This window comes from Synechococcus sp. CS-1328 (assembly GCF_025128095.1).
Lineage (GTDB): Bacteria > Cyanobacteriota > Cyanobacteriia > PCC-6307 > Cyanobiaceae > CBW1002.
In genome coordinates this window covers 183,636-202,759 of record NZ_JAHLYT010000071.1, presented here as the reverse complement: position 1 = coordinate 202,759, position 19,124 = coordinate 183,636, and the positions used below count along the sequence as shown (strand labels likewise).

21 protein-coding genes and 1 riboswitch are annotated in these 19,124 nt (G+C 65.5%); of the genes, 5 read left to right on the top strand and 16 right to left on the bottom strand.

From position 1 onward, the window contains the following. Positions 1 to 3: 3 nt before the first annotated feature. Together purQ and purS are read right to left on the bottom strand one after the other, a co-directional pair. Positions 4 to 657, bottom strand: a complete 654-nt coding sequence (gene purQ / locus KQ310_RS14385; RefSeq protein ID WP_259722407.1) for a phosphoribosylformylglycinamidine synthase subunit PurQ — start codon at positions 655 to 657, stop codon at positions 4 to 6. Between the two features lie 75 nt (positions 658 to 732). After that, complete coding sequence (gene purS / locus KQ310_RS14380) at positions 733 to 990, bottom strand: phosphoribosylformylglycinamidine synthase subunit PurS (protein ID WP_259722406.1); 258 nt, start codon at positions 988 to 990, stop codon at positions 733 to 735. A gap of 100 nt (positions 991 to 1,090) precedes the next feature. On the opposite strand from purS, the gene KQ310_RS14375 reads away from it, so the two are divergent. After that, positions 1,091 to 1,471, top strand: a complete 381-nt coding sequence (locus tag KQ310_RS14375; protein ID WP_259722405.1) for a hypothetical protein — start codon at positions 1,091 to 1,093, stop codon at positions 1,469 to 1,471. Between the two features lies 1 nt (position 1,472). Here KQ310_RS14375 and cobW read toward each other — a convergent pair whose 3' ends face one another. The 3 genes from cobW to KQ310_RS14360 all read right to left on the bottom strand — a co-directional run bounded on the left by cobW (position 1,473) and on the right by KQ310_RS14360 (position 4,114). Beyond that, a complete protein-coding gene (gene cobW, locus KQ310_RS14370) occupies positions 1,473 to 2,603 on the bottom strand; it encodes a cobalamin biosynthesis protein CobW (RefSeq protein ID WP_259722404.1) in 1,131 nt (376 codons plus the stop codon). 8 nt (positions 2,604 to 2,611) lie between these two features. Next, positions 2,612 to 3,247 carry a HupE/UreJ family protein gene (locus KQ310_RS14365; RefSeq protein ID WP_259722403.1) on the bottom strand — a complete coding sequence of 212 codons (636 nt, stop codon included), beginning with the start codon at positions 3,245 to 3,247 and terminating at the stop codon, positions 2,612 to 2,614. A 77-nt stretch (positions 3,248 to 3,324) separates the two neighbouring features. After that, positions 3,325 to 3,471, bottom strand: a riboswitch (cobalamin riboswitch). A gap of 127 nt (positions 3,472 to 3,598) precedes the next feature. Further along, positions 3,599 to 4,114, bottom strand: coding sequence for a pentapeptide repeat-containing protein (locus tag KQ310_RS14360; protein WP_259722402.1), 516 nt, complete (start codon positions 4,112 to 4,114; stop codon positions 3,599 to 3,601). 125 nt (positions 4,115 to 4,239) lie between these two features. Here KQ310_RS14360 and upp point away from each other — a divergent pair, with 125 nt between their 5' ends. Genes upp through ilvD form a run of 3 tightly spaced genes read left to right on the top strand, consistent with a single transcriptional unit; the run spans position 4,240 to position 7,045 of the window. After that, positions 4,240 to 4,902 carry a uracil phosphoribosyltransferase gene (gene upp / locus KQ310_RS14355; protein WP_259722401.1) on the top strand — a complete coding sequence of 221 codons (663 nt, stop codon included), beginning with the start codon at positions 4,240 to 4,242 and terminating at the stop codon, positions 4,900 to 4,902. 34 nt (positions 4,903 to 4,936) lie between these two features. Continuing rightward, a complete protein-coding gene (locus KQ310_RS14350; RefSeq protein ID WP_259722400.1) occupies positions 4,937 to 5,329 on the top strand; it encodes a hypothetical protein in 393 nt (130 codons plus the stop codon). A 45-nt stretch (positions 5,330 to 5,374) separates the two neighbouring features. After that, complete coding sequence (ilvD, locus tag KQ310_RS14345) at positions 5,375 to 7,045, top strand: dihydroxy-acid dehydratase (protein ID WP_259722399.1); 1,671 nt, start codon at positions 5,375 to 5,377, stop codon at positions 7,043 to 7,045. A gap of 23 nt (positions 7,046 to 7,068) precedes the next feature. Here ilvD and KQ310_RS14340 read toward each other — a convergent pair whose 3' ends face one another. From KQ310_RS14340 to glpX, 7 genes are all read right to left on the bottom strand, one after another. Continuing rightward, positions 7,069 to 7,485, bottom strand: coding sequence for a hypothetical protein (locus tag KQ310_RS14340; protein ID WP_259722398.1), 417 nt, complete (start codon positions 7,483 to 7,485; stop codon positions 7,069 to 7,071). Between the two features lie 4 nt (positions 7,486 to 7,489). Further along, a complete protein-coding gene (locus KQ310_RS14335; protein WP_259722397.1) occupies positions 7,490 to 8,071 on the bottom strand; it encodes a CIA30 family protein in 582 nt (193 codons plus the stop codon). A gap of 42 nt (positions 8,072 to 8,113) precedes the next feature. Beyond that, positions 8,114 to 8,830 carry a 6-phosphogluconolactonase gene (gene pgl, locus KQ310_RS14330; RefSeq protein ID WP_259722589.1) on the bottom strand — a complete coding sequence of 239 codons (717 nt, stop codon included), beginning with the start codon at positions 8,828 to 8,830 and terminating at the stop codon, positions 8,114 to 8,116. 61 nt (positions 8,831 to 8,891) lie between these two features. Then, on the bottom strand, positions 8,892 to 10,310 hold the full coding sequence (gndA, locus tag KQ310_RS14325) for an NADP-dependent phosphogluconate dehydrogenase (protein ID WP_259722396.1): 1,419 nt from the start codon (positions 10,308 to 10,310) through the stop codon (positions 8,892 to 8,894). Between the two features lie 162 nt (positions 10,311 to 10,472). After that, positions 10,473 to 11,768: a glucose-1-phosphate adenylyltransferase gene (locus KQ310_RS14320; RefSeq protein WP_259722395.1), complete on the bottom strand. Its 1,296-nt coding sequence runs from the start codon at positions 11,766 to 11,768 to the stop codon at positions 10,473 to 10,475. A 104-nt stretch (positions 11,769 to 11,872) separates the two neighbouring features. Then, positions 11,873 to 13,183, bottom strand: a complete 1,311-nt coding sequence (locus KQ310_RS14315) for a glutamyl-tRNA reductase (RefSeq protein ID WP_259722394.1) — start codon at positions 13,181 to 13,183, stop codon at positions 11,873 to 11,875. Between the two features lie 35 nt (positions 13,184 to 13,218). Further along, the gene (gene glpX, locus KQ310_RS14310; RefSeq protein ID WP_259722393.1) at positions 13,219 to 14,223 is read right to left on the bottom strand and encodes a class II fructose-bisphosphatase; all 1,005 of its coding nucleotides are present in this window, start codon (positions 14,221 to 14,223) and stop codon (positions 13,219 to 13,221) included. A 285-nt stretch (positions 14,224 to 14,508) separates the two neighbouring features. On the opposite strand from glpX, the gene rpe reads away from it, so the two are divergent. Continuing rightward, positions 14,509 to 15,192 (top strand): ribulose-phosphate 3-epimerase, encoded by a 684-nt coding sequence (rpe, locus tag KQ310_RS14305; protein WP_259722392.1) that lies wholly within the window; start codon positions 14,509 to 14,511, stop codon positions 15,190 to 15,192. A gap of 107 nt (positions 15,193 to 15,299) precedes the next feature. Here the strand turns inward: rpe and ccsB are convergent, their stop codons facing one another. The 4 genes from ccsB to KQ310_RS15895 are packed head-to-tail and all read right to left on the bottom strand — an operon-like array spanning position 15,300 to position 18,711. Continuing rightward, positions 15,300 to 16,214, bottom strand: coding sequence for a c-type cytochrome biogenesis protein CcsB (ccsB, locus tag KQ310_RS14300; protein ID WP_259722391.1), 915 nt, complete (start codon positions 16,212 to 16,214; stop codon positions 15,300 to 15,302). Between the two features lie 33 nt (positions 16,215 to 16,247). After that, a complete protein-coding gene (locus KQ310_RS14295; RefSeq protein WP_259722588.1) occupies positions 16,248 to 17,420 on the bottom strand; it encodes an LptF/LptG family permease in 1,173 nt (390 codons plus the stop codon). Between the two features lie 11 nt (positions 17,421 to 17,431). Beyond that, on the bottom strand, positions 17,432 to 18,160 hold the full coding sequence (gene lptB, locus KQ310_RS14290; protein ID WP_259722390.1) for an LPS export ABC transporter ATP-binding protein: 729 nt from the start codon (positions 18,158 to 18,160) through the stop codon (positions 17,432 to 17,434). Then, positions 18,157 to 18,711 carry a hypothetical protein gene (locus tag KQ310_RS15895; RefSeq protein WP_311134750.1) on the bottom strand — a complete coding sequence of 185 codons (555 nt, stop codon included), beginning with the start codon at positions 18,709 to 18,711 and terminating at the stop codon, positions 18,157 to 18,159. Before KQ310_RS15895 ends, lptB begins: the two co-directional genes overlap by 4 nt. Positions 18,712 to 19,124: the final 413 nt, after the last annotated feature.

Sequence of the window (19,124 nt, the reverse complement as noted above, 5' to 3'; positions counted from 1 at the left end):
GGCTCAGGAGCCCACCGCCTCCAGCAGGCGCCGGCCATCGATGCCCCCGGTGACCGGATCGCAGGCCCGCTCCGGGTGGGGCATCAGACCGAGCACATTGCCGCCGGCATTGGTGAGGCCGGCCACGTTACCCACGGAGCCATTGGGGTTATCGGCATAGCGCAGCACGACGCAGCCCTGATCCTCCAGCTGCTTCAACCGCTCGGGTTCCACCTGATAGCGCCCTTCACCGTGGGCAATCGGCAGGGTGATGCTCTCACAGGCGTCATAGCCGCCCAGCCAGCGGCAGTGACCCGGTTGCACCTCCAGGCGGCTGGGTTCGCAGAGGAAGTGCAGCTTCTCGTTACGGGTGAGCGCCCCAGGCAGCAGGCCCAGTTCCGTCAACACCTGAAAGCCATTGCAGATGCCCAGCACCGGTCCGCCCCGCTCCGCGAAGGACAGCACCTCCTGCAGCACCGGCGCGAACCGGGCGATGGCGCCGCAACGCAGGTAGTCGCCATAGCTGAAGCCTCCGGGCAGCACCACCGCCTCCAGCCCGGAGAGATCGCGCTCCTCATGCCAGAGGAAACGGGTGGGGCGACCCAGGCAGCCCTCCATGGCCCAGCGCACATCCCGGTCGCAGTTGGAACCGGGGAACACCACGATGCCGATGGTCATGAGGGAGAAGTGGGGTGCGGGTGATGCGAGGGATGGATGCCGAGCCTGGTCCGAGGGGCTGTGGAGCCGCCTGGATCAGCCCAGCTCCTGCAGTTCAAGGGTCCAGTTCTCGATCACCGGATTGGACAGCAGACGATCGCTGAGCAGTTCAGCCTGGGCCTGGGCCGTGGCCCGGTCGGGCGCCTCCAGCTCCAGCTCGATCGCCTTGCCGATCCGCAGCCGCGTCACCCCCTCGACCCCCAGGCGGGCGGCAGCGGCCCGGGTGGCTTCGCCGGCCGGATCGAGCACCGAGGGGCGCAGGGACACCTGAACGCGAGCGCTGTAGAGGGGCACCGGGGCTGTCGGAGATTTGTTAAATCTTGGCAGCCCACCGCCCCCTTGACAGCCGCGGTAATCAGCTTGAAGGGGTACCAGCTGCGCCGCCGTGCTGCCCGTGTCTCCATCGCTGGATCTATGGCAACCGGTGGTGATGCTGGCGCTGTTGCTCGGGCCGATCGCTGCACTGCCGGCCCAGGCGGGTCCTGCCGGCTCCGATCCGGAACCAAGCTCCAGCCCTCCGATCGTGAGTCTTGATTGCCGCCTGGCCGACGGGCCCTGGCAACCCTGCGCGATGACAGTGATGAGCATCGGTGAGCGCTGGCAGCTGCAGGTGGGTGAGCGCCGCTTCGACTTCCAGCACGACGGCTCCGGCAGCGTGCGCATGCGCCAGGACCAGGCCCCTGGAGACTGGCGCGAGGTGGAGAGCACCTGGAGCGCGGATGCTTCCCTCTGCTGGGATGGACTCTGCGCCCGAGGTGATATCCCCCTCGACTGAATCACCGTCTTGGTGCAGGGGCAGAGGGGAGCGCAGGGGCAGAGTGGAGCGCATCGAGCAGGCAGGCCTTGCAGGCCTCCGCGTCGAGACCCAGCCCCAGGGCCACCAGTTCAAGCCCAGGCTCGCCGGCCAGCTGGCTGGAGGGGGCGGTTTCGTACCAGCACTCCAGCCGTGGGCCCACGGCCTGAATCTGCAGGGGGCGTGGACGGCCCTGCTGCCACAACCAACCCTTGAGCCGGATCAGCCCCTGGCTCTGGATCAGCGCAGCGATGGCGACCTCCACCTGCTGACGCGACCAGTCGCCGGCCAGGCGCAACACCGCCGATCCCATCGCCACATGGGCATGGTCGTGATGGTCGCCGTGGTGGTCGTGGTCGTGGTGATGGTCGTCACCGTCGTGGTGGTGCTCGCCCTGAGGCCGAGCCTGAGTCTCGTCTGTCCGGCGGAGCTGCAGCACCAGCTCCGGGCTGATCACACCCCGCTGCATCGGCAGAACGGCCGTGCCCCTGCGCAGGCGTGGCTGCAGCTGCTGGCGCAGGCGCGCCAGGTCGTCGGGGCTGATCCGATCGGCTCGGCTGATCAGCACCAGATCGGCCGCCTCCAGCTGGTCTTCGAACAGGTCCTCGATCGCCGTGGCGTGATCCAGGCTTGGATCCGCAAGGCGTTGGGCCTCCAGCACAGCCGGATCCGCCACCACGTTGCCAGCCGCCAGAGATTCACCATCCACCACCGTGACCACGGCATGGACCCGGGTGCGGGTGCGGATCTCAGGCCAGCGGAAGGCATCCACCAACGGAGCCGGCAGGGCGAGGCCACTGGTTTCGACCACGATGCCGTCGAGCTGGTCCGAGCGCTCCAGCAGCCGAGCCATGGTGGGCAGGAAGTCGTCCTGCACGGTGCAGCAAAGGCAGCCGTTGGTCAGCTCCACCAATCGGCCTTCGGCCTCCTCCTCCGGGCAGAAGCCGCAATCGCGCAGCAGCGATCCATCGATGCCCACATCACCGAATTCGTTGACCAGAACGGCGAGGCGCTGACCGCTGTTCAGAAGCAGATGACGCAGCAGGGTGGTCTTTCCGGCACCAAGAAAGCCGGTCACCACCGTGACCGGAAGGCGGGAATGTACAGGGGCCATGGTTGGGTTCAGCCCACCAGGCTCGACCAGGCCCAGGCGCCACCGCAGCCGATCAGCCCGGCCGCAATCAGGCGCTGGCGGGTCGGGGTGAGGCTGGCAGCGGTGTGGCGCATCGCCCAGAGCGACACCAGCAGCAGAGCCATCTGACTGAGCATCAGACCGATCAGATAGCTGCCGGTCGGACCAGCCGTCCAACCCAGAACGGCATCACTGAGCACGTAGCCATGCAAGCCAAAGGCAGGCACCAGAACCCAGCGGGGCAGCCTGTCGAGCAGAACCAGGCCCACCAGGGTGAGGGTGAAGGCCACGGCAGCCTCGGCTCCTGGCAGGTGGGGCAAGGCCAGCCCCAGAGCACTGCCGCCCAGACCGGTGGCCAGCAGGGCCAACATCCAGGTGGCGCGCTGCTGCAATCCCACCAGCGACAGGGCCAACAGGAAGAGCAGATGATCGGGACCCAGAAGCGGATGGGCCAGGCCGCTGATCAATCCATTGATCGGCGTGGGCTTCAGCCCCATCAGCTCCATGAAATGGTGCGCCTGTGCCGGCCCCGCCAGCAACAGACCGCCCAGCAGAACGATCGGCAGGCCACAGAGCGGCAGAAGACGGGAACGGAGCCGGCTGCCTGTGGCAACCGGGGCCGGCAAATGTTGCGTGCGAATCCAGAGGGGGCCGGAGCCCTCCTGGGAGCCAGGAAAAAACATGCAGGGGTCCGGTCCGCGCCGGGATGAAGAGAACAACCGGTGGGCGTTCTGGCTGGGCTCCAGGACTGGAGCCATCACAGCTGCGGGACAGCGCCGGATTTTCACCGGACTTTCCCCGTTACCTCCGGAGGCTGTTCCCCTCCGGAACCGGTGCTCGAATCTATGCGGTCAGACCTGCAGTGGGACTTGCAGCGTTCGTGATGGCAATGCAACGCATCGAGGGGTTCGGTTCGTCTCGGCTTGATGGGTCCTGCCTTGACGGGCCTCCGCTTGATGGGCCTCCGGTTGCTTGGTTCAGCGGCAACCCAGGCTTTCGGCTGTGCTGACGCCTGTGACTGGATTGGAGCCGGTGGCCCGCTTGCAGAGGGCCTTCTGTTCGGTCAGATCGAGCACCGCATCGCTGAAATCGGCGCCGCTGATCTCGGCATCGCGGAAGCGGCTCTGCATCAGCATGGCGTTGCGCAGCCTGGCGTCCCGCAGATCGGCACCATCAAACCGGCTGGCGAAGGCCACCACATCGCCCAGGTCGGCCCCCTGCAGATTGGCGCCGCGCAGATTGCTGGAATTGAACACGGCACCCCGCAGATCGGTGTCGCTGAAGTCGTAGCCCTGCAGCTCGGCCTTGAGAAATTCCTGCTGCTTCAGGTCGCGGCCGTGCATGTCCGGTTGCAGGTCCTGCACGGTGCGTTGACCGCGCAGCTCCGGCGCCGTGATCGCCTCAGCCGAGAGCGCTCCGCCAAGCCAGGCGGGTCCGGCGAGCAGCACGGACGTGCTCAGCAGCAGAGCAAGTGGGACCTTCCTGAAGAGCATCCAGCCACCACAGCAGGCCAGGAACCGCAGACAACGGCGGAGCATCACGGCGCGGGTACGGTGGCCCTTCAAGTTATGCCAAGGGGTTCGCCAGCGCGAGCATCCCTGGCAACTGCCTCCTGTTCATGAGCATGTCCCTGCGGGTGGTGGTGCCACCCCATCCCCTGATCGGCCACTGGCTCACGTTGCTGCGCGATGCCCAGACCCCGCCCGCCCTCTTTGCCACCGGCATGGCCGAGCTGGGCCGCTGGCTTACCTACGAAGCCCTGCGCGACTGGTTGCCCCATCAGCGGGTGACCGTGCAGACGCCCCTGGCCTCGAGCGAAGGCACGGTGGTGGATGCCTCGGTGCCGGTGCTGGTGGTGCCGATGCTGCGGGGCGGGCTGGGGCTCTGGCAGGGCGGCCAGACCGTACTGCCCGTGGCCACGGTGGCCCATGTGGCAGTGCAACCCACCGGCTCCGGCGATCTGTTCTGGGCAATCGATGCCCTGCCCGCGGTGATCGCTTCCCGGGTGGGGGTGTTGGTCTACGCCCCGGAAATCGGCGATGGGCGCGACCTGATCGCCGTGCTGCAGCGCCTGCAGCAGCGCGGCGTGGAGGGCCAGCGGCTGCGGGTGATCTCCACCCTGGCGGCCCGTCCCGGTCTGAGTGCCATCGCCGAAGCCTTCCCGGATCTCACCGTTTACTGCGCCTGCATCGACGCTGAGCTGGATCCAGCCGGCAGGCTCTCGCCGGGGATCGGCGACGTTGTCCTTCGCTTGTTCGGCAACCTCGGGGGAGCTGCCTAGGCTCGGGTTCGTCGCTCCCGTTCCGGAAGAGCCCATGTCCACCTCTCGCCGTTCCTCGGGTCCGGATGCAGGCGGCAACCCTGGTTATGGCAGAAGCAGCCTGGTGCTCAGCGCCTTCGCCGGTGCGGCTCTGGGGGCTGCGGGGCTGGGCTGGTGGCTGCTGAATGAAGCGGATCGCCGCCGCCAGCGACTGCGGCAGGAGCGGCTGCTGCGCCTCTCACGCCTGCAGGGCGCCGGAGCCGGGGACAGCGGATCTGCGGAGGAAGGCCTGACCTCCAGACCAGCCCATGGCAGTGCCAGTGAGGCCCAGTTGCACGACAAGGTGCAGCAGCTCAACCAGGCAATCGAAGACGTGCGGCGACAGCTCGAAAGCCTCACCACCAACGGCAAGCGTCCGATGAATCGCGCCTCCAACGGAGAGGGCTGAGCCGGATCGGTAGGTTGCTCTCACAGCCAGTTCCGCCCGCCCGCCATGCTCCGCTCCGCTGCCATCACCCAGGGCATCCAGCGTTCGCCCAACCGGGCCATGCTGCGGGCCGTTGGTTTCGGTGACGGCGACTTCAATAAACCGATCATCGGCATCGCCAACGGCTACAGCACGATCACGCCCTGCAATCTGGGTCTGAACGATCTCACCCGCTGCGCCGAGCAGGCCGCCCATGCCGCCGGGGCCATGCCCCAGACCTTCGGCACGATCACGGTGAGCGATGGCATCTCGATGGGCACCGAAGGGATGAAATATTCCCTGGTCAGCCGGGAGGTGATCGCCGATTCGATCGAAACCGCCTGCAACGCCCAGAGCATGGACGGACTGCTGGCAATCGGGGGCTGCGACAAGAACATGCCAGGCGCCATGCTGGCCATGGCCCGCATGAATATCCCCGCCATCTTTGTGTATGGCGGCACCATCAAGCCCGGCAAGCTCGGCCCCTGCGATCTCACCGTGGTCAGTGCGTTTGAGGCGGTGGGTCAGTTCTCCGGCGGACGCATCGCCGAGGAGGAACTGGTGGCGATTGAGAAGAACGCCTGCCCTGGCGCTGGAAGCTGCGGCGGCATGTTCACCGCCAACACGATGAGCTCGGCCTTCGAAGCGATGGGCCTCAGCCTTCCCTACAGCTCCACCATGGCGGCCGAAGATCCGGAAAAAGCCGAGAGTGCGGCCCGATCGGCCGAGGTGCTGGTGGAGGCGATTGCCAACAACATCCGCCCGCGCGACCTGCTCAGCCGCGAGGCCTTCGAGAACGCGATCAGCGTGATCATGGCGGTGGGCGGCTCCACCAATTCCGTGCTGCACCTGCTCGCGATTGCCCGCACGGCTGGGGTGGAACTCTCGATCGATGATTTCGAGCAGATCCGGCAGCGGGTGCCGGTGATCTGCGATCTCAAACCCAGCGGCCGCTATGTCACGGTGAATCTTCACCAGGCCGGTGGCATTCCGCAGGTGATGAAACTGCTGCTGGATGCCGGATTGCTGCATGGCGATTGCCGCACGATTGAAGGCAAGACCCTGCGCGAGGTGTTGGCCAACGTTCCCAGCCAGCCGGCTGCCGATCAGGACGTGATCCGTCCCCTCTCCAACCCTCTCTATGCCAAGGGACACCTGGCCATCCTCAAGGGAAACCTGGCCCAGGAAGGTGCGGTGGCCAAGATCTCAGGGGTCAAGACCCCGGTGATCACCGGCCCGGCCCGGGTCTACGAAAGTGAGGAAGCCGCCCTGGCCGCCATCCTCGATGGCCAGATTCAACCCGGGGACGTGCTGGTGGTCCGCTACGAAGGCCCCGTTGGCGGTCCGGGCATGCGCGAAATGCTCAGCCCCACCGCCGCGATCATCGGCCAGGGTCTGGGCGAATCGGTGGCCCTGATCACCGACGGCCGCTTCTCCGGTGGCTCCTACGGCCTGGTGGTGGGCCACGTCGCCCCTGAAGCCGCCGTGGGAGGCACGATCGCTCTGGTGGAGGAGGGCGACAGCATCACCGTGGATGCCAGGCAGCTGCTGCTGCAGCTCAACGTCGATGAGGCTGAACTGGAGCGCCGCCGCGCCGCCTGGGTCAAGCCTGAACCCCGATACCGCACGGGTGTGCTGGGCAAGTACGCCAGGCTGGTCAGCAGCAGCAGCCTCGGGGCTGTGACCGATCCGGTCTGAGCCTTGCGCTCAGCTCGGAAGGTTCAAGCCTGAGGGTCTGCTGCGGAACCCAGAAGAGCTCGCAACCGCCGGGCCAGGGCCTCCAGCCCTGCGCCGTCGGCGGGCCGCTCGCAACGCAGGCCGGTGACCCCATCCATCCAGACCGGGTGGTTGCCATGCCAGAGCATCGGTCGATCCGGGTCGTGGCGCCAGGCCAGGGTGAGGTTGAGGGTTCCAGCACTGCGGTAGAGCTCCAGGTCCAGGTCCTCCTCCGGCCGGCGCTTCCCATCGATCGCCCGGGCCTCGAGGCGCAGGCAGCAGTCGTCAAGGTCGTTGTCCTGCCGGCCAGCTTCCCCATCAGCCTCGCGATCAGACTCGCGATCCAACAGCACGGCATGGCGCAGGGGCTTGCGGCAGAGGTCGGCGGCGGCGGCCACCAGCCGGGCCAGATCGGTGGCCATCGCCTCAGGCCACGGCCCGGATCGCTTCGATCACCAGGTGGATCGGCCCGGCACGGAAGCCACTGTTGGAGCCCCCATCATCAGCAAAACGGGAATGGAGCAGCTGCAGCCGCGTGATCCGGCTGGGATCGAAGCGCAGCGGCAACCCCAGGGGTCTGGCCCGTACCGATGGCCGCAGATCAGCAAAGGCAATCCTGATCCGGCTGAGCTCACCGGCGGGTTGGGTGGCGAACTCCGCGACCCAACGCAGACCGCCGGGGATCAGCTCGGTCATGCCGCCCAGGCCATCGGCGCAGGCCACCGCCAGCTTGTAGCGGCGCCCATCGGCACGGAGATCCAGTTCAAAGGCCGCGTAGGTCGACAGATCGAGCGGCGGCCCGAACACAGGGGAGCGGCAGCTGATGAAGCCACCGCCCGCTTCGATCACCTCGCCATCGAACACCAGACCACCGCTGCCTGCCTGGGTGCTGCCGCGGCTCTGGCCCCCCATCACGGTGTCGTTGAGGGCATGCCAACCGCTGAAGCCATCGCCGGCCACCAGGGTGAGCGAGGCGGACTCTGCGGCGGAGGGGCTGGAATACGCCATGACGAAGGAACCAGGACTGGTTTGAGCCAATCCTGGCGCCTCTCAGGCGGTTGCCGTGCCGGCGGCAGCGGCATCCGCCAGGATCAGCACCTCGGTGGCTGGACTCACCAGCCGGGCCGGGGTGCGCTCCACGGATTCCTTGGGATCCAGCAAGCGCCGCAGGGCCTCCGCCTTACCGGCGCCGCTCACCAGAAAGATCACCTGCCGTGCCGCCGAGAGCACCGGCGCGGAGAGGCTGAGGCGCGGCAGCCCCTTGCCTTCGCCGATCGTGACCGGCTTGACCCGCTCCAGGCAGGCTGCCGTCCCAGGAAACAGGGAAGCGGTGTGGCCGTCGTCGCCCAGGCCCAGCAGCACCACATCAAAGATGGGGATGGCACCGGGGCTGAGCTGAGCCAACAGGGCGGTGTAGGCCTCGGCGCAGGTTTCAGCCGAGCCGACCTCGGTGGGAACCGGGTGGAAGCGGGCGCCGTGACCGGGCCCGCTCTCCAGCAAGGTTTCCCGCAACATGCGCGCGTTGCTGGCCGCATCCTCCGGGGGCACCATCCGCTCATCGCCGAGCAGCACATCGACCCGCTCCCAGGGCAGGTGTTCCTGCCCCAGGCGGGTGTAGGCCGCCCGCGGTGTTTCGCCACCCGCCAGGGCAACCAGGGCACGGTCGCGTTCGGCCAGTGCCAGGTCGAGGCGGGAGGCGATCGTCTCAGCAACCCGGCGGGCGAGGTCGTCCGCGGAGGAGGCAACGGCGAGGCGATAGGTGGTCATGGCAGGCAGCTCCAGCGCCGTTGTGTTGCGATCCATCGTGGTGCCCTCGGTTGGCTTGTCTTCAATCCAGCCATTCGGTGTGGAAACTCCCCGGGCGGTCCGTGCGCTCGTAGGTATGGGAGCCGAAGCAGTCGCGCATGGCCTGGACCAGGTTCTGGGGCAGACGTCCGCTGCGATAGCTGTCGATGTAGTCGAGGCTGCTGCTCAGGCAGGGCACCGGAATGCCTGCCAGAGCGGCGCCGGCCACCACCTGGCGCAAGCCCGGCAGGCGGCGGTTCACCTGCTCGGCGAACCAGGGATCGAGCATCAGGTTGGGTAGGTTCGGATCGGTGGCATAGGCATCCTGAATCCGTTGGAGCAGGCGGGCCCGAATAATGCAGCCCCCCTTCCAGATCTGGCCGATGGCCGAGAAATCGAGCTGGTAGTCGTGGATCGTCGAGGCGGCCTGCAGCAGAGCCATGCCCTGGCCGTAGCTCACGATGCAGGCCAGGATGCAGGCATCCCTGAGGGGCTCCATGCCCGTGGCCGGTTCGCCCAGATCAAAGCTGTGCGGTGCCGGTGCCGCCAGCACGGATTCGGCCGCCAGGCGCTCCGGCCTCAACGAACTCAGCACACGGGCATTGAGAGCCGCGTAGATGGTCGGAACCGGCACCCCCATCTGCAGGGCGCTCTCCACCGTCCAGAGGCCGGTGCCCTTCTGGCCGGCCGCATCGACGATGAACTCGACCAGATCGGCGCCGCTCTCGGGATCCTTGGTGCGCAGGCAGACTTCGGTGATCTCCACCAGGAAGGAGGCGAGCTCCTCCATGCTGTTCCACTGACCCAGCACGTCGGCCATGGCATCCCCATGGAGGCCGGCCACCCGCTTCATCAGGTCATAGGCCTCGGCCAGGATCTGCTCGATTCCGTATTCAATGCCGTTGTGCACGGTCTTGACGAAGTGGCCGGCACCGCCGGGCCCGATGTAGGTCACACAGGGGCCGTCCTCAACCTTGGCGGCCATCTTGCGCACCAGGGACTCAATCGCGTCGTAGGCAGCGCGGGTGCCTCCCGGCATCATGCTCGGGCCCTCCAGCGCGCCTTTGGCGCCGCCGCTCACACCCATGCCGATGTAGCCGAAACTCTTGCTTTCGAGCTCCGCCACCCGCCGTTCAGTGTCGGTGTAGAGGGAATTCCCGCCATCGATCAGCAGGTCGCCTTCCTCGAGCAGTGGGGAGAGCTGGGCGATCATCGCGTCGATCGGTGCCCCCGCCTTCACCATCATCAGGATGCGGCGCGGCCGTTCCAGGGCCGCCACAAACTCTTCGAGGGTGGCGGCGCCCACGATGTCCTTGCCGGAACCGCGGCCTGCCAGAAACTCGTCGGTCTTGGCGGTGGTGCGGTTGTAGACGACGCTGGAGAAGCCATTGCGCTCGGCGTTGAGCACCAGGTTCTCTCCCATCACGCCGAGACCGATGAGGCCGAAATGCGCCTTACTCATGAATTCGAAATTGAGGATCCGGTTGAAAAACCGTAGGCCTCAAGTGTGGCCAGGCTCAGGGCCAATGGTCAGGGTTGTCACAGGATTGGGCTGGGATGTCAGCGATTCCTGGCCTGGGCGGCTGGTCGCCTGAGCCGCAGAGCGATACGGCCTGGCTGATGATCAGATCACCATGCCATCGGGAATCGTGCCATTTTTCACAACCACCACAATGCCATTACGAATATAGAAATTCAGCTCGGGACGATCGGCTTCCTCGACCTGATCCTTATTCACGATCGCCACATTGGAGCCGATTCGCACATTCTTGTCGATGATGGCCCGCTTGATCGTGGTGCCCTTGCCGATACCGATCGGCAGGCCGCCACGCTCGCGCAGCACCAGCCGTTCTTCCATCGATTCAAAATAATCGGATCCCATCACCAGGGTGTCCTGAAGAACGACCTCGTCTTCCACACGGGTTCGAACTCCGAGCACACAGTGGTGGATGCTGCAGGCTTTCAGCATCGATCCTTCACCAATGATTGACTGCGTGACCTGAGCATCCCAGAGCTTGCTGGGGGGTAGGTAGCGAGGGCGCGTGTAGATGGGAAATTTTTCGTCGTAGAACGAAAAGGCAGGATTTGGTTGATCGGTCAGCGCAAGATTGGCCTCGTAGAAAGCGCCGATCGTACCGATATCCTCCCAATAATCATCGAACAGGAAGCTCTGCAGTTTGTCGCCCCGCTCCAGGGAGGCTGGAATGATCTCCTTGCCGAAATCGGTGGACTTGGGATGGGTTGCCAGCAGATCAAACAGGGTGTCCCGGCTGAACACGTAGATCCCCATCGACGCCAGATGGGGCCGTTTGGCGGCTTCCTCTTGCGAGAGGCCGAGGCTGCTGGTATCCACCCGCATCGCTTCAAGAGCCTCACCCTTGGGCTTCTCGCGGAATTCCAGAATCTGTCCGGCGGCATTGGTGCGCATCAGGCCGAAACCCTCAGCGTCGGCTGGATTGACCGGCAAAGCCCCGACCGAAAGATCGGCACCGGTATCAATATGGTGCTGCACAAACTTGCTGTAATCCATCCGGTAGAGCTGGTCTCCGGACAGAATCAGGTAGTGATCCACGTCCCATTCCTGGAACAGCCACTGATATTTGCGCACCGCATCGGCCGTGCCCTCAAACCAGCTAGGGCTGTCCGGGGTCTGTTGGGCCGCCAGCACCTCGACAAAACCCTGGCCGAAGCCAGCTGAGAGGTTGTAGCTCATCGTGAGGTGACGATTGAGCGAGGCGCTGTTGAACTGGGTCAACACATAGATCTTGTTGATCTCCGAGTTGATGCAGTTGCTGATCGGGATGTCGATCAGACGGTATTTGCCAGCCAGAGGAACAGCAGGCTTGGCCCGCATCTTGGTGAGCGGGTACAGGCGAGTTCCGGCTCCTCCGCCGAGAATAATTGCCAGAACTCGCTTCATGAATCCGCTCCTCTCAATGTTCGTCGTCTTGGTCGACCGTACTTGAGTGACCTGCTATCAGGCGAGTCTCCGCAGCACTTCGATGCCTGTCCCAGATCACCAGATCAGGTCTCGTTGCCGCCATCGACCAGCTCAAACAGATCCTGCAGCACCCGCATCGCCGTGTGGCGCTGTTGGCGCGGCTGGGGCGCCCGTAGATTGGTCACGGGAGTGTGGAGGATCTTGTTGATGATCCCCTTGCTGAGCGCCTCCACCACCTTGCGCTCCCTGGCCGAAAGATCCGGACCCATCCGGCTGAGGGCCTTCTGAAGCTCCTGCTCGCGGATGTCCTCCAGCTGTATCCGCAGGCGGTTCACCACAGGCACGGCTTCCAGGCCATCCCACCATTCCAGAAACAGCCTCGACTCCTCCTCCAGCAGCCCCTCAGCTTCGGCGGCGATTTCCCGGCGGGCCTCCTGGTTGCGGGTCACCACTTCCTGCAGGTCGTCCACGTCATAGGCCTCGACACCGCCCAGGTCACCGGCATCAGAGGCGATGTTGCGAGGCACACCGATGTCCACCAGCATCAGGCTGGAGCGGCGATTCAGCCGATTCAGCCGCTCCGCATCGATGATCGGGTCGTCGGCTGCGGTGCTGGTGAAGACCAGCGAGCAGGTGCTGAGGCAGTGATCCAGGTCCACCAGGGGTCGGCACTGCACAGGCAGATCCGGAAAGTCGGCCGCCAGGGTTTCGGCCCGGCTGACAGTGCGGTTGAGCAGCACCACACCCCGGCAGCCCTTGGCCGCCAGATGCTGCAGCAGCAGCCGTGCCATGCGTCCGGCCCCCACCACCGCCACCTGCTCCTGGTCGAGCGGAACCAGTTCGTCCACCCCACGGGCCTGGCCCACCTTCAACTGGGCCAGCTCGACAGCTGCCGAGCTGATCGACACGGCCCCGGTGCCGAGATTGGTTTCGGTTCGCACCCGCTTGCCGGTGCTCACCGCCTGGTTCAGCAGGCGGTTCAGAATCGGACCGAGGGAGCGGTGTTCCTGCCCGAGCCGCACCATCTTCTTCACCTGGGAGAGGATCTGGCCCTCGCCCAGCACCAACGAATCGAGCCCGGCAGCCACCCTCAGCAGGTGGGCAATGGCATCTTCGTGATGAAAGGTGAAGAGATGCGGGCTGAGCTCATCGACACTCAGACCGGAATGGCGGCTGAGGAAGGAGCCCACCGCCGAGATGCCCTGGTCGGGATTCCGCAGCAGGGCATAGATCTCCAGCCGGTTGCAGGTGCTGAGGATGGAGGCCTCCAGCACCTGCTCATCGGATCGCAGTTGCTGGAGAGAGGCCTCCATGGTCTGCTCCGGGATGCTCAGACGCTCCCGGATCTCCACAGGAGCCGTGCGGTGGCTCAGGCCGACAACGGCAATGTGCATGGAGGCAGACCTTATGGCGTGGGCAGTTGGGCTGATCAGCGCAGAGCGATGCTCTGGGCACCGGGCTTCATGTGGATGGTGTCGGTGAAGCGGGCGGAGCTGTCGAGGGTGCTGATCACCAGGGAACTGGTGCGGGTGCAGTCCTTCTCAAATTTCACCCCGTTGAACAGCAGGCCGTCGGTGATGCCACTGCCGGCGAAGACCACGTTCTCGCCGGAGGCGAGCTCCTCAGCCTCATAGACCTTGTCCACGTCGGTGATGCCCATCTCGTTGAGGCGGGCGATGTTGCCCTCCTTGGTGTAGTCGGCCCATTCCGACGTCTGGGCGACAGCCGGGTCGTAGACCAGCTGACCCTGGAAATGGCCGCCGAGGGCCCGCATGGCGGCGGCGGAGATCACACCCTCGGGTGCCGCACCGATGCCCATCAGGCAGTGGGTGCCGGTGCCGGCGAAACCGCAGGCGATGGCAGCCTGCACATCCCCATCGGAGATGGGCTGCACACGGGCGCCGGTGGTGCGGATCTCGGCGATCAGGTCCTTGTGGCGGGCGCGGTCCATCACCACGATCACCAGCTCGCTGGTGGCGAGCCCCAGGCACTCGCTGAGGATGGCGATGTTCTCGGTGGCACTCTTGCGGATGTCCACCTTGCCCTTGGCGGCCGGGGGAGCGGCCAGCTTCTTCATGTAGAAGTCGGGCGCATTGAACAGGCCACCGCGGTCGGAGGCGGCGAGCACGGCCATGGAGCCACGCTGGCTGTTGGCGCAGAGATTGGTGCCTTCGCAGGGATCGACGGCGAAGTCGACTCCCGGACCGGTGCCGCTGCCCACCTCTTCACCGATGTAGAGCATCGGCGCTTCGTCGCGCTCGCCTTCGCCGATCACGATGCGGCCCTGCATCTCGATCTGGCCCATGCGCTTGCGCATGGCTTCCACAGCGGCTGCATCGGCTTCGTCCTTCTTGCCCAGGCCGGTGAGCTCAGCGGAGGCAATGGCGGCCTGTTCGACGACCTCGAGAATTTCCTGGATAAGAGTGCGATCCACAGCAGTGCGGCAGGGGTGACTGCCTCAACGAGGGGACCGGCAGACCGGGCAGGCGGGGAAACGCCAAACCTCGGAGCTGCTGTGCAGACGCTTCGGAGACCAGGGCCAGGTCCGGCGGATGGGCCGGTCTCGGCGGAAGGTTCCAGCCGCTGCAGGGCCTCTCAGACTTGAAGCGGGCCAACTGTATCAGCGCCCACCGCAAGGCCCTTGCATGGCCCTGCGGCCAGGGCCGGGAGGGGCCGCTTCCTACAATTGGCGCACCCCTTCGTACGACAGGTCCCAACCATGAGCACCAAGCCCCTGGTGATCTCCCCATCGATCCTGTCGGCCGATTTCTCCCGCCTCGGCGACGACGTGCGTGCGGTCGACGAAGCCGGTGCCGACTGGATCCATGTGGATGTGATGGATGGGCGCTTCGTGCCGAACATCACCATCGGTCCGCTGATCGTTCAGGCGCTGCGGCCGGTCACCGCCAAGACGCTCGATGTGCACCTGATGATCGTGGAGCCGGAAAAGTACGTGGCTGACTTTGCCAAGGCCGGCGCCGACATCATCAGCGTTCAGGTCGAGGCCTGCCCTCACCTGCATCGCAACCTGGCCCAGATCAAGGATCTCGGCAAGATGGCCGGGGCCGTGTTGAACCCCAGCACCCCGATCGACACCCTCGAGTACTGCCTCGAGCTCTGCGACCTGGTGCTGGTGATGAGCGTCAACCCCGGCTTTGGCGGTCAGAGCTTCATCGAGAGCCAGGTGCAGAAAATCCGTGATCTGCGGCGCATGTGTGACGCCAAGGGCCTGGATCCCTGGATCGAGGTGGATGGTGGCATCAAGGCCGAAAATGCCTGGATGGTGATCGAGGCGGGAGCCAACGCAATCGTGAGTGGCTCAGGGGTGTTCAATCAGCCCAGCTATGCCGAAGCGATCACCGGAATCCGCAACAGCAAGCGGCCCCAGCCGGCGCTGGTCTGAACGGGTTGGCGCCTGCCTGACATCCGGTTCAAGCCAGTGCTCCGCCCCCTGCAGGCAGGGGGCTTTTTTGTGGTTTGACCGAGCGCACGCCCCGTGACGTGATGGCTTCAAGCCCCGAGGAACCAGCCGTAGCTGTGCAGGCCGATGCCGAGAAGATTGACGCCGATGTAACACACCACAATCACCACCAGACCCGCGGAGGCCACGAGCGCCGGGCGACGACCCTGCCAGCCACGGATCAAGCGGGTGTGGAGATAGGCCGCATAGACCAGCCAGCAGATCAGGGCCCAGGTTTCCTTGGGGTCCCAGCTCCACCAGCTGCCCCAGGCCTCGTTGGCCCAGACGGCACCACTGACCAGGCCCACTGACAGCAGCAGGAAGCCCACGGTGATCGTGCGATAGCTGAGGCTGTCGAGCTGCTCGCTGATCGCAAAACCCGTGCTGTGCAATTCCACAGCGGTGGGCGCGCCGGCACCAACCAGCTGGGATTTCCGATAGGCACCCGTGCCGATCGAGCTGCTCCGCAGCACCAGATCATTGCCGCGATCGGTGAACAGCACCGCAATGGAGAGCAGTGAGCCCACCAGCAGCGCCGCATAGCTCACCATGATCACGCTGACGTGCATGATCAGCCAGCTGGAGCGCAGGGCCGGCACCAGCGGCGAAGCCTCCTGCATCGTGTCCGGCAGGGCGAAGCTGGCGAAGGCCACACAGCCGAGGGCAATCGGCGTGGAGGCCGCGGGCACCAGGGGGGAGGGCCAGGAGCGCTCCACCAGCAGCTGGGTCAGCGTGCAACCCCAGGCCAGGAAACAGAGCGACTCGTAGAGGTTGCTGATCGGAAAGTGGCCTGAATCCCACCAGCGCAGCACCAGCTGGGCCGTGAGGCAGAGGTTGGCGGCCGCCACCAGCAGGGTCACCGCTGAACTTCTGCGGCCAGCGCTGAGGGACCAGAAGGAGAGCGGGAGCACCAGCAGGAGCAGGCCGAAGGCCGTGAGCCCAAGACCAAGAACCGGATCAATCACCAGAAACAGCAGCGACCGCGCCAGTCTGCCGCTTCAGCGGCTGGCCTGACGCAGCAGCACCAGTCCACCGGCCAATCCGATCCCCACTGGCAGCCAGGCCGCCATCAGGGGCGAGAGGGTGCCGGTGATCCCCAGCGAGCTGAAGATGAACGACATCAGGTAGTACACAAAGATCAGCAGCACGCTGATGCCAAACCCCTGGCTGCGGCTGGTGCGGGAATTCGGACGGACCCCCAGACTGCTGCCGATCAGGCCGAACACCAGACAGATGGCGGGGAAGGCGAACTTCTCCTGGATGCGTACCCGCAACCGCCGGGCCTCCTTCTTGTTGTTGGCTGCCAGCAGCAGCCTTTCAGCGCGACGGGCCTGACCCACCGTCATCAGATTGGCATCGGTGGGCAGCTTGGCCACCTCCTCGACATCCCGGCTGAGTGGATAGAAGTAGCGGTCGAAATTGGCCGAGGTGGTGGTGTCGTTCGCCTCATCGACGCTGACGATGCGGCCATTGCGGAACTCCCACATCGCCTTGGCTTCATTCCAGCGGCCGGTTTTGGCCATCAGCATCTGACGCTGGCCGGTGCGGGAGAAGTCAATCAGGGTGACATCCTTCATCTCCCCATCGCTGAACTCCTGGGCATAGAACAGCTGGGTCATACCCCGCACGCTCTCCCCATCGGGTTGCGAGATCCGGCCAAAACGGGAATAGAGCGTGTGCCGTCCCCGTTCGGCGGCGATGGCCTTGCCGAGGGCCTGATCCAGCGTGATCGAGGCGGAGAGGTTGGTCCGCGGCACGATCACATCGTTGAACACAAAGGTGAGCAGACTCATGGCCACCGCCAGGGCCACGGCCGGTGCCACCATCCTCTTGGTGCTCACCCCGACGCTGCGCAGAGCGGTGAGTTCACTGTTGCCGGACAGCCGGCTGTAAGCCAGCAGGGTGGCCATCAGGGTGGCCATGGGGAACGACAGCACCAGGAAGCCCGGCAGCCGCAATCCGAGCACCTGCATGGCTGCGCTGAGCGGCAGGCCGGCCTCCGCCACCTTGCGGACCAGTTCGAACACCACCCCCACGGACAGCGAGACGGCCGTGAAGGCGGCGATGCCGAACAGCAGCGGACCGACCAGCTCAGCGATGAGCCAGCGATCCATCAGGGGCAGCCAGTCGAGGCTGAAGCGGAACGGGTGACGGCGAAAGCGCTGCAGCATCGAGACGGCGGTCACAGTTGGAAGGCCTCGCCGAGGTAGTGGCGACGAACCAGCGGATCATTGGCCATCGCGCTGGAGGTGCCCGAGGCGAGGATGCGACCCTCGGTGAGGATGTAGGCCCGATCGGTGATCGAGAGGGTCTCGCGCACGTTGTGATCCGTGATCAGCACGCCCATGCCGCGGCGGCGCAGGTTGCCGATCAGCTCCTGCAGATCGGACACGGCCATCGGATCAACCCCGGCAAATGGCTCATCAAGCAGCAGATAACGCGGACCTGACGCCCCTACGGCCAGGGCGCGCGCCACCTCCGTGCGACGGCGCTCGCCTCCGGAGAGTTGAAATCCTTTGCGGTTCTGGAACGGACCCAGGTGAAACTCCTCGATCAGGGTCTCAAGCCGCTGCCGGCGCAGGTTGCGGGGTGTGCGGCTCTGCTCCAGGGCCAGCCGCAGGTTCTCGCGCACCGTGAGTGTGCGGAACACACTCGCTTCCTGGGGCAGATAGCCGATGCCGAGTCGGGCGCGACGCGGCATCGGCAGCTTCTGAACAGGCATCCCATCCAGCAGCACCTGCCCCCGATCTGGCCGCAGCAGGCCGGTGACGAGGTTGAAGGTGGTGGTCTTGCCGGCACCATTGGGGCCAAGCAGACCGACCACCTCCCCGGGGGCAAGCTCCAGGCTCACGTCTTGCACCAACGGTCGGCCAGCGATGGTGAGCGCCGCCTCCTGCACCACCAGGCTCATGGCTGGTTGGCGTCCGAGGGGGATTCGACCGGACCAGACTGAGCGGGTGCTGGCGCTGGGTTTTTGGCAGCTCCTTCCTTTTTGGGCTGGGGAGAGGCGGTTGTTCCGGGCGTTTTGGCACCGTTGCCTGGTGCCGCTCCTGCAGGCTTGCCCTTGCCCTTGCCTTCCGTTGCGGGAGCACCGGCGGCAGGCTTCTGAAGGGCATCGACCTTCAGCTTGCTGAACACCTGCTGCCCCCCCGTGGGTTCGGCCTTGACGCGCTCGTTCTCCACCCAGTAGTAGACGCGCTCGGCCTTGATCGAATGGCCGTCGCTCTGGATCACGTCCACATCACCGCTGAGGATGACCAGACCCTCCTGGCTGAAATACTGGGCCTGACGGGCTGTCGCCACGACCCGCTCATCGGGGTAGACGATGCGAACGTTGCCTGTGGCCGTGATCACGCCGGTGCGGTTGTCGGCCTGTTGCAGGTCGGATTCAATCGTGACCAGACCGGTGGTGGGTGTTTTGGCAGGTAATGCAGGGGCCGGGGTTGCCGGTGGTGCCGGCAATGTCCCAGCTGCGGGTTGGGGTTGGGCAACTCCTGCCTCTGGAATGGCGCGTTGCAGACCGTCTGCTGGCGGACGTTCTGATGGAGTGGCTTCTGATTCGGTTGCCGGCCGTGCAAGGCCCTGCGGATCAGACGTTCCTGGTTGGGGTGTGGTGAACGGGGATGCCATGACCCCTTGCAGCACCTCGCCAGGCACCTCGCCAGAAACGACAGGTCCATCCTGAGCTTTGACCATCCCTCCGAACCAGCAGGCCTGGCCAAACAGAAGCGCCAGGACCCTGACCCGCAGGAGTCTCCGTCGCGTTGATGGGGTCGGAATCGCTCTATCTCGGGGTTCCGGGATCTCACCGGCAGCAAGGTGCTCGCCCGTATCCGGGCCGTGGCCAACATCCAACCGCAAGAGAAGCGCCACGG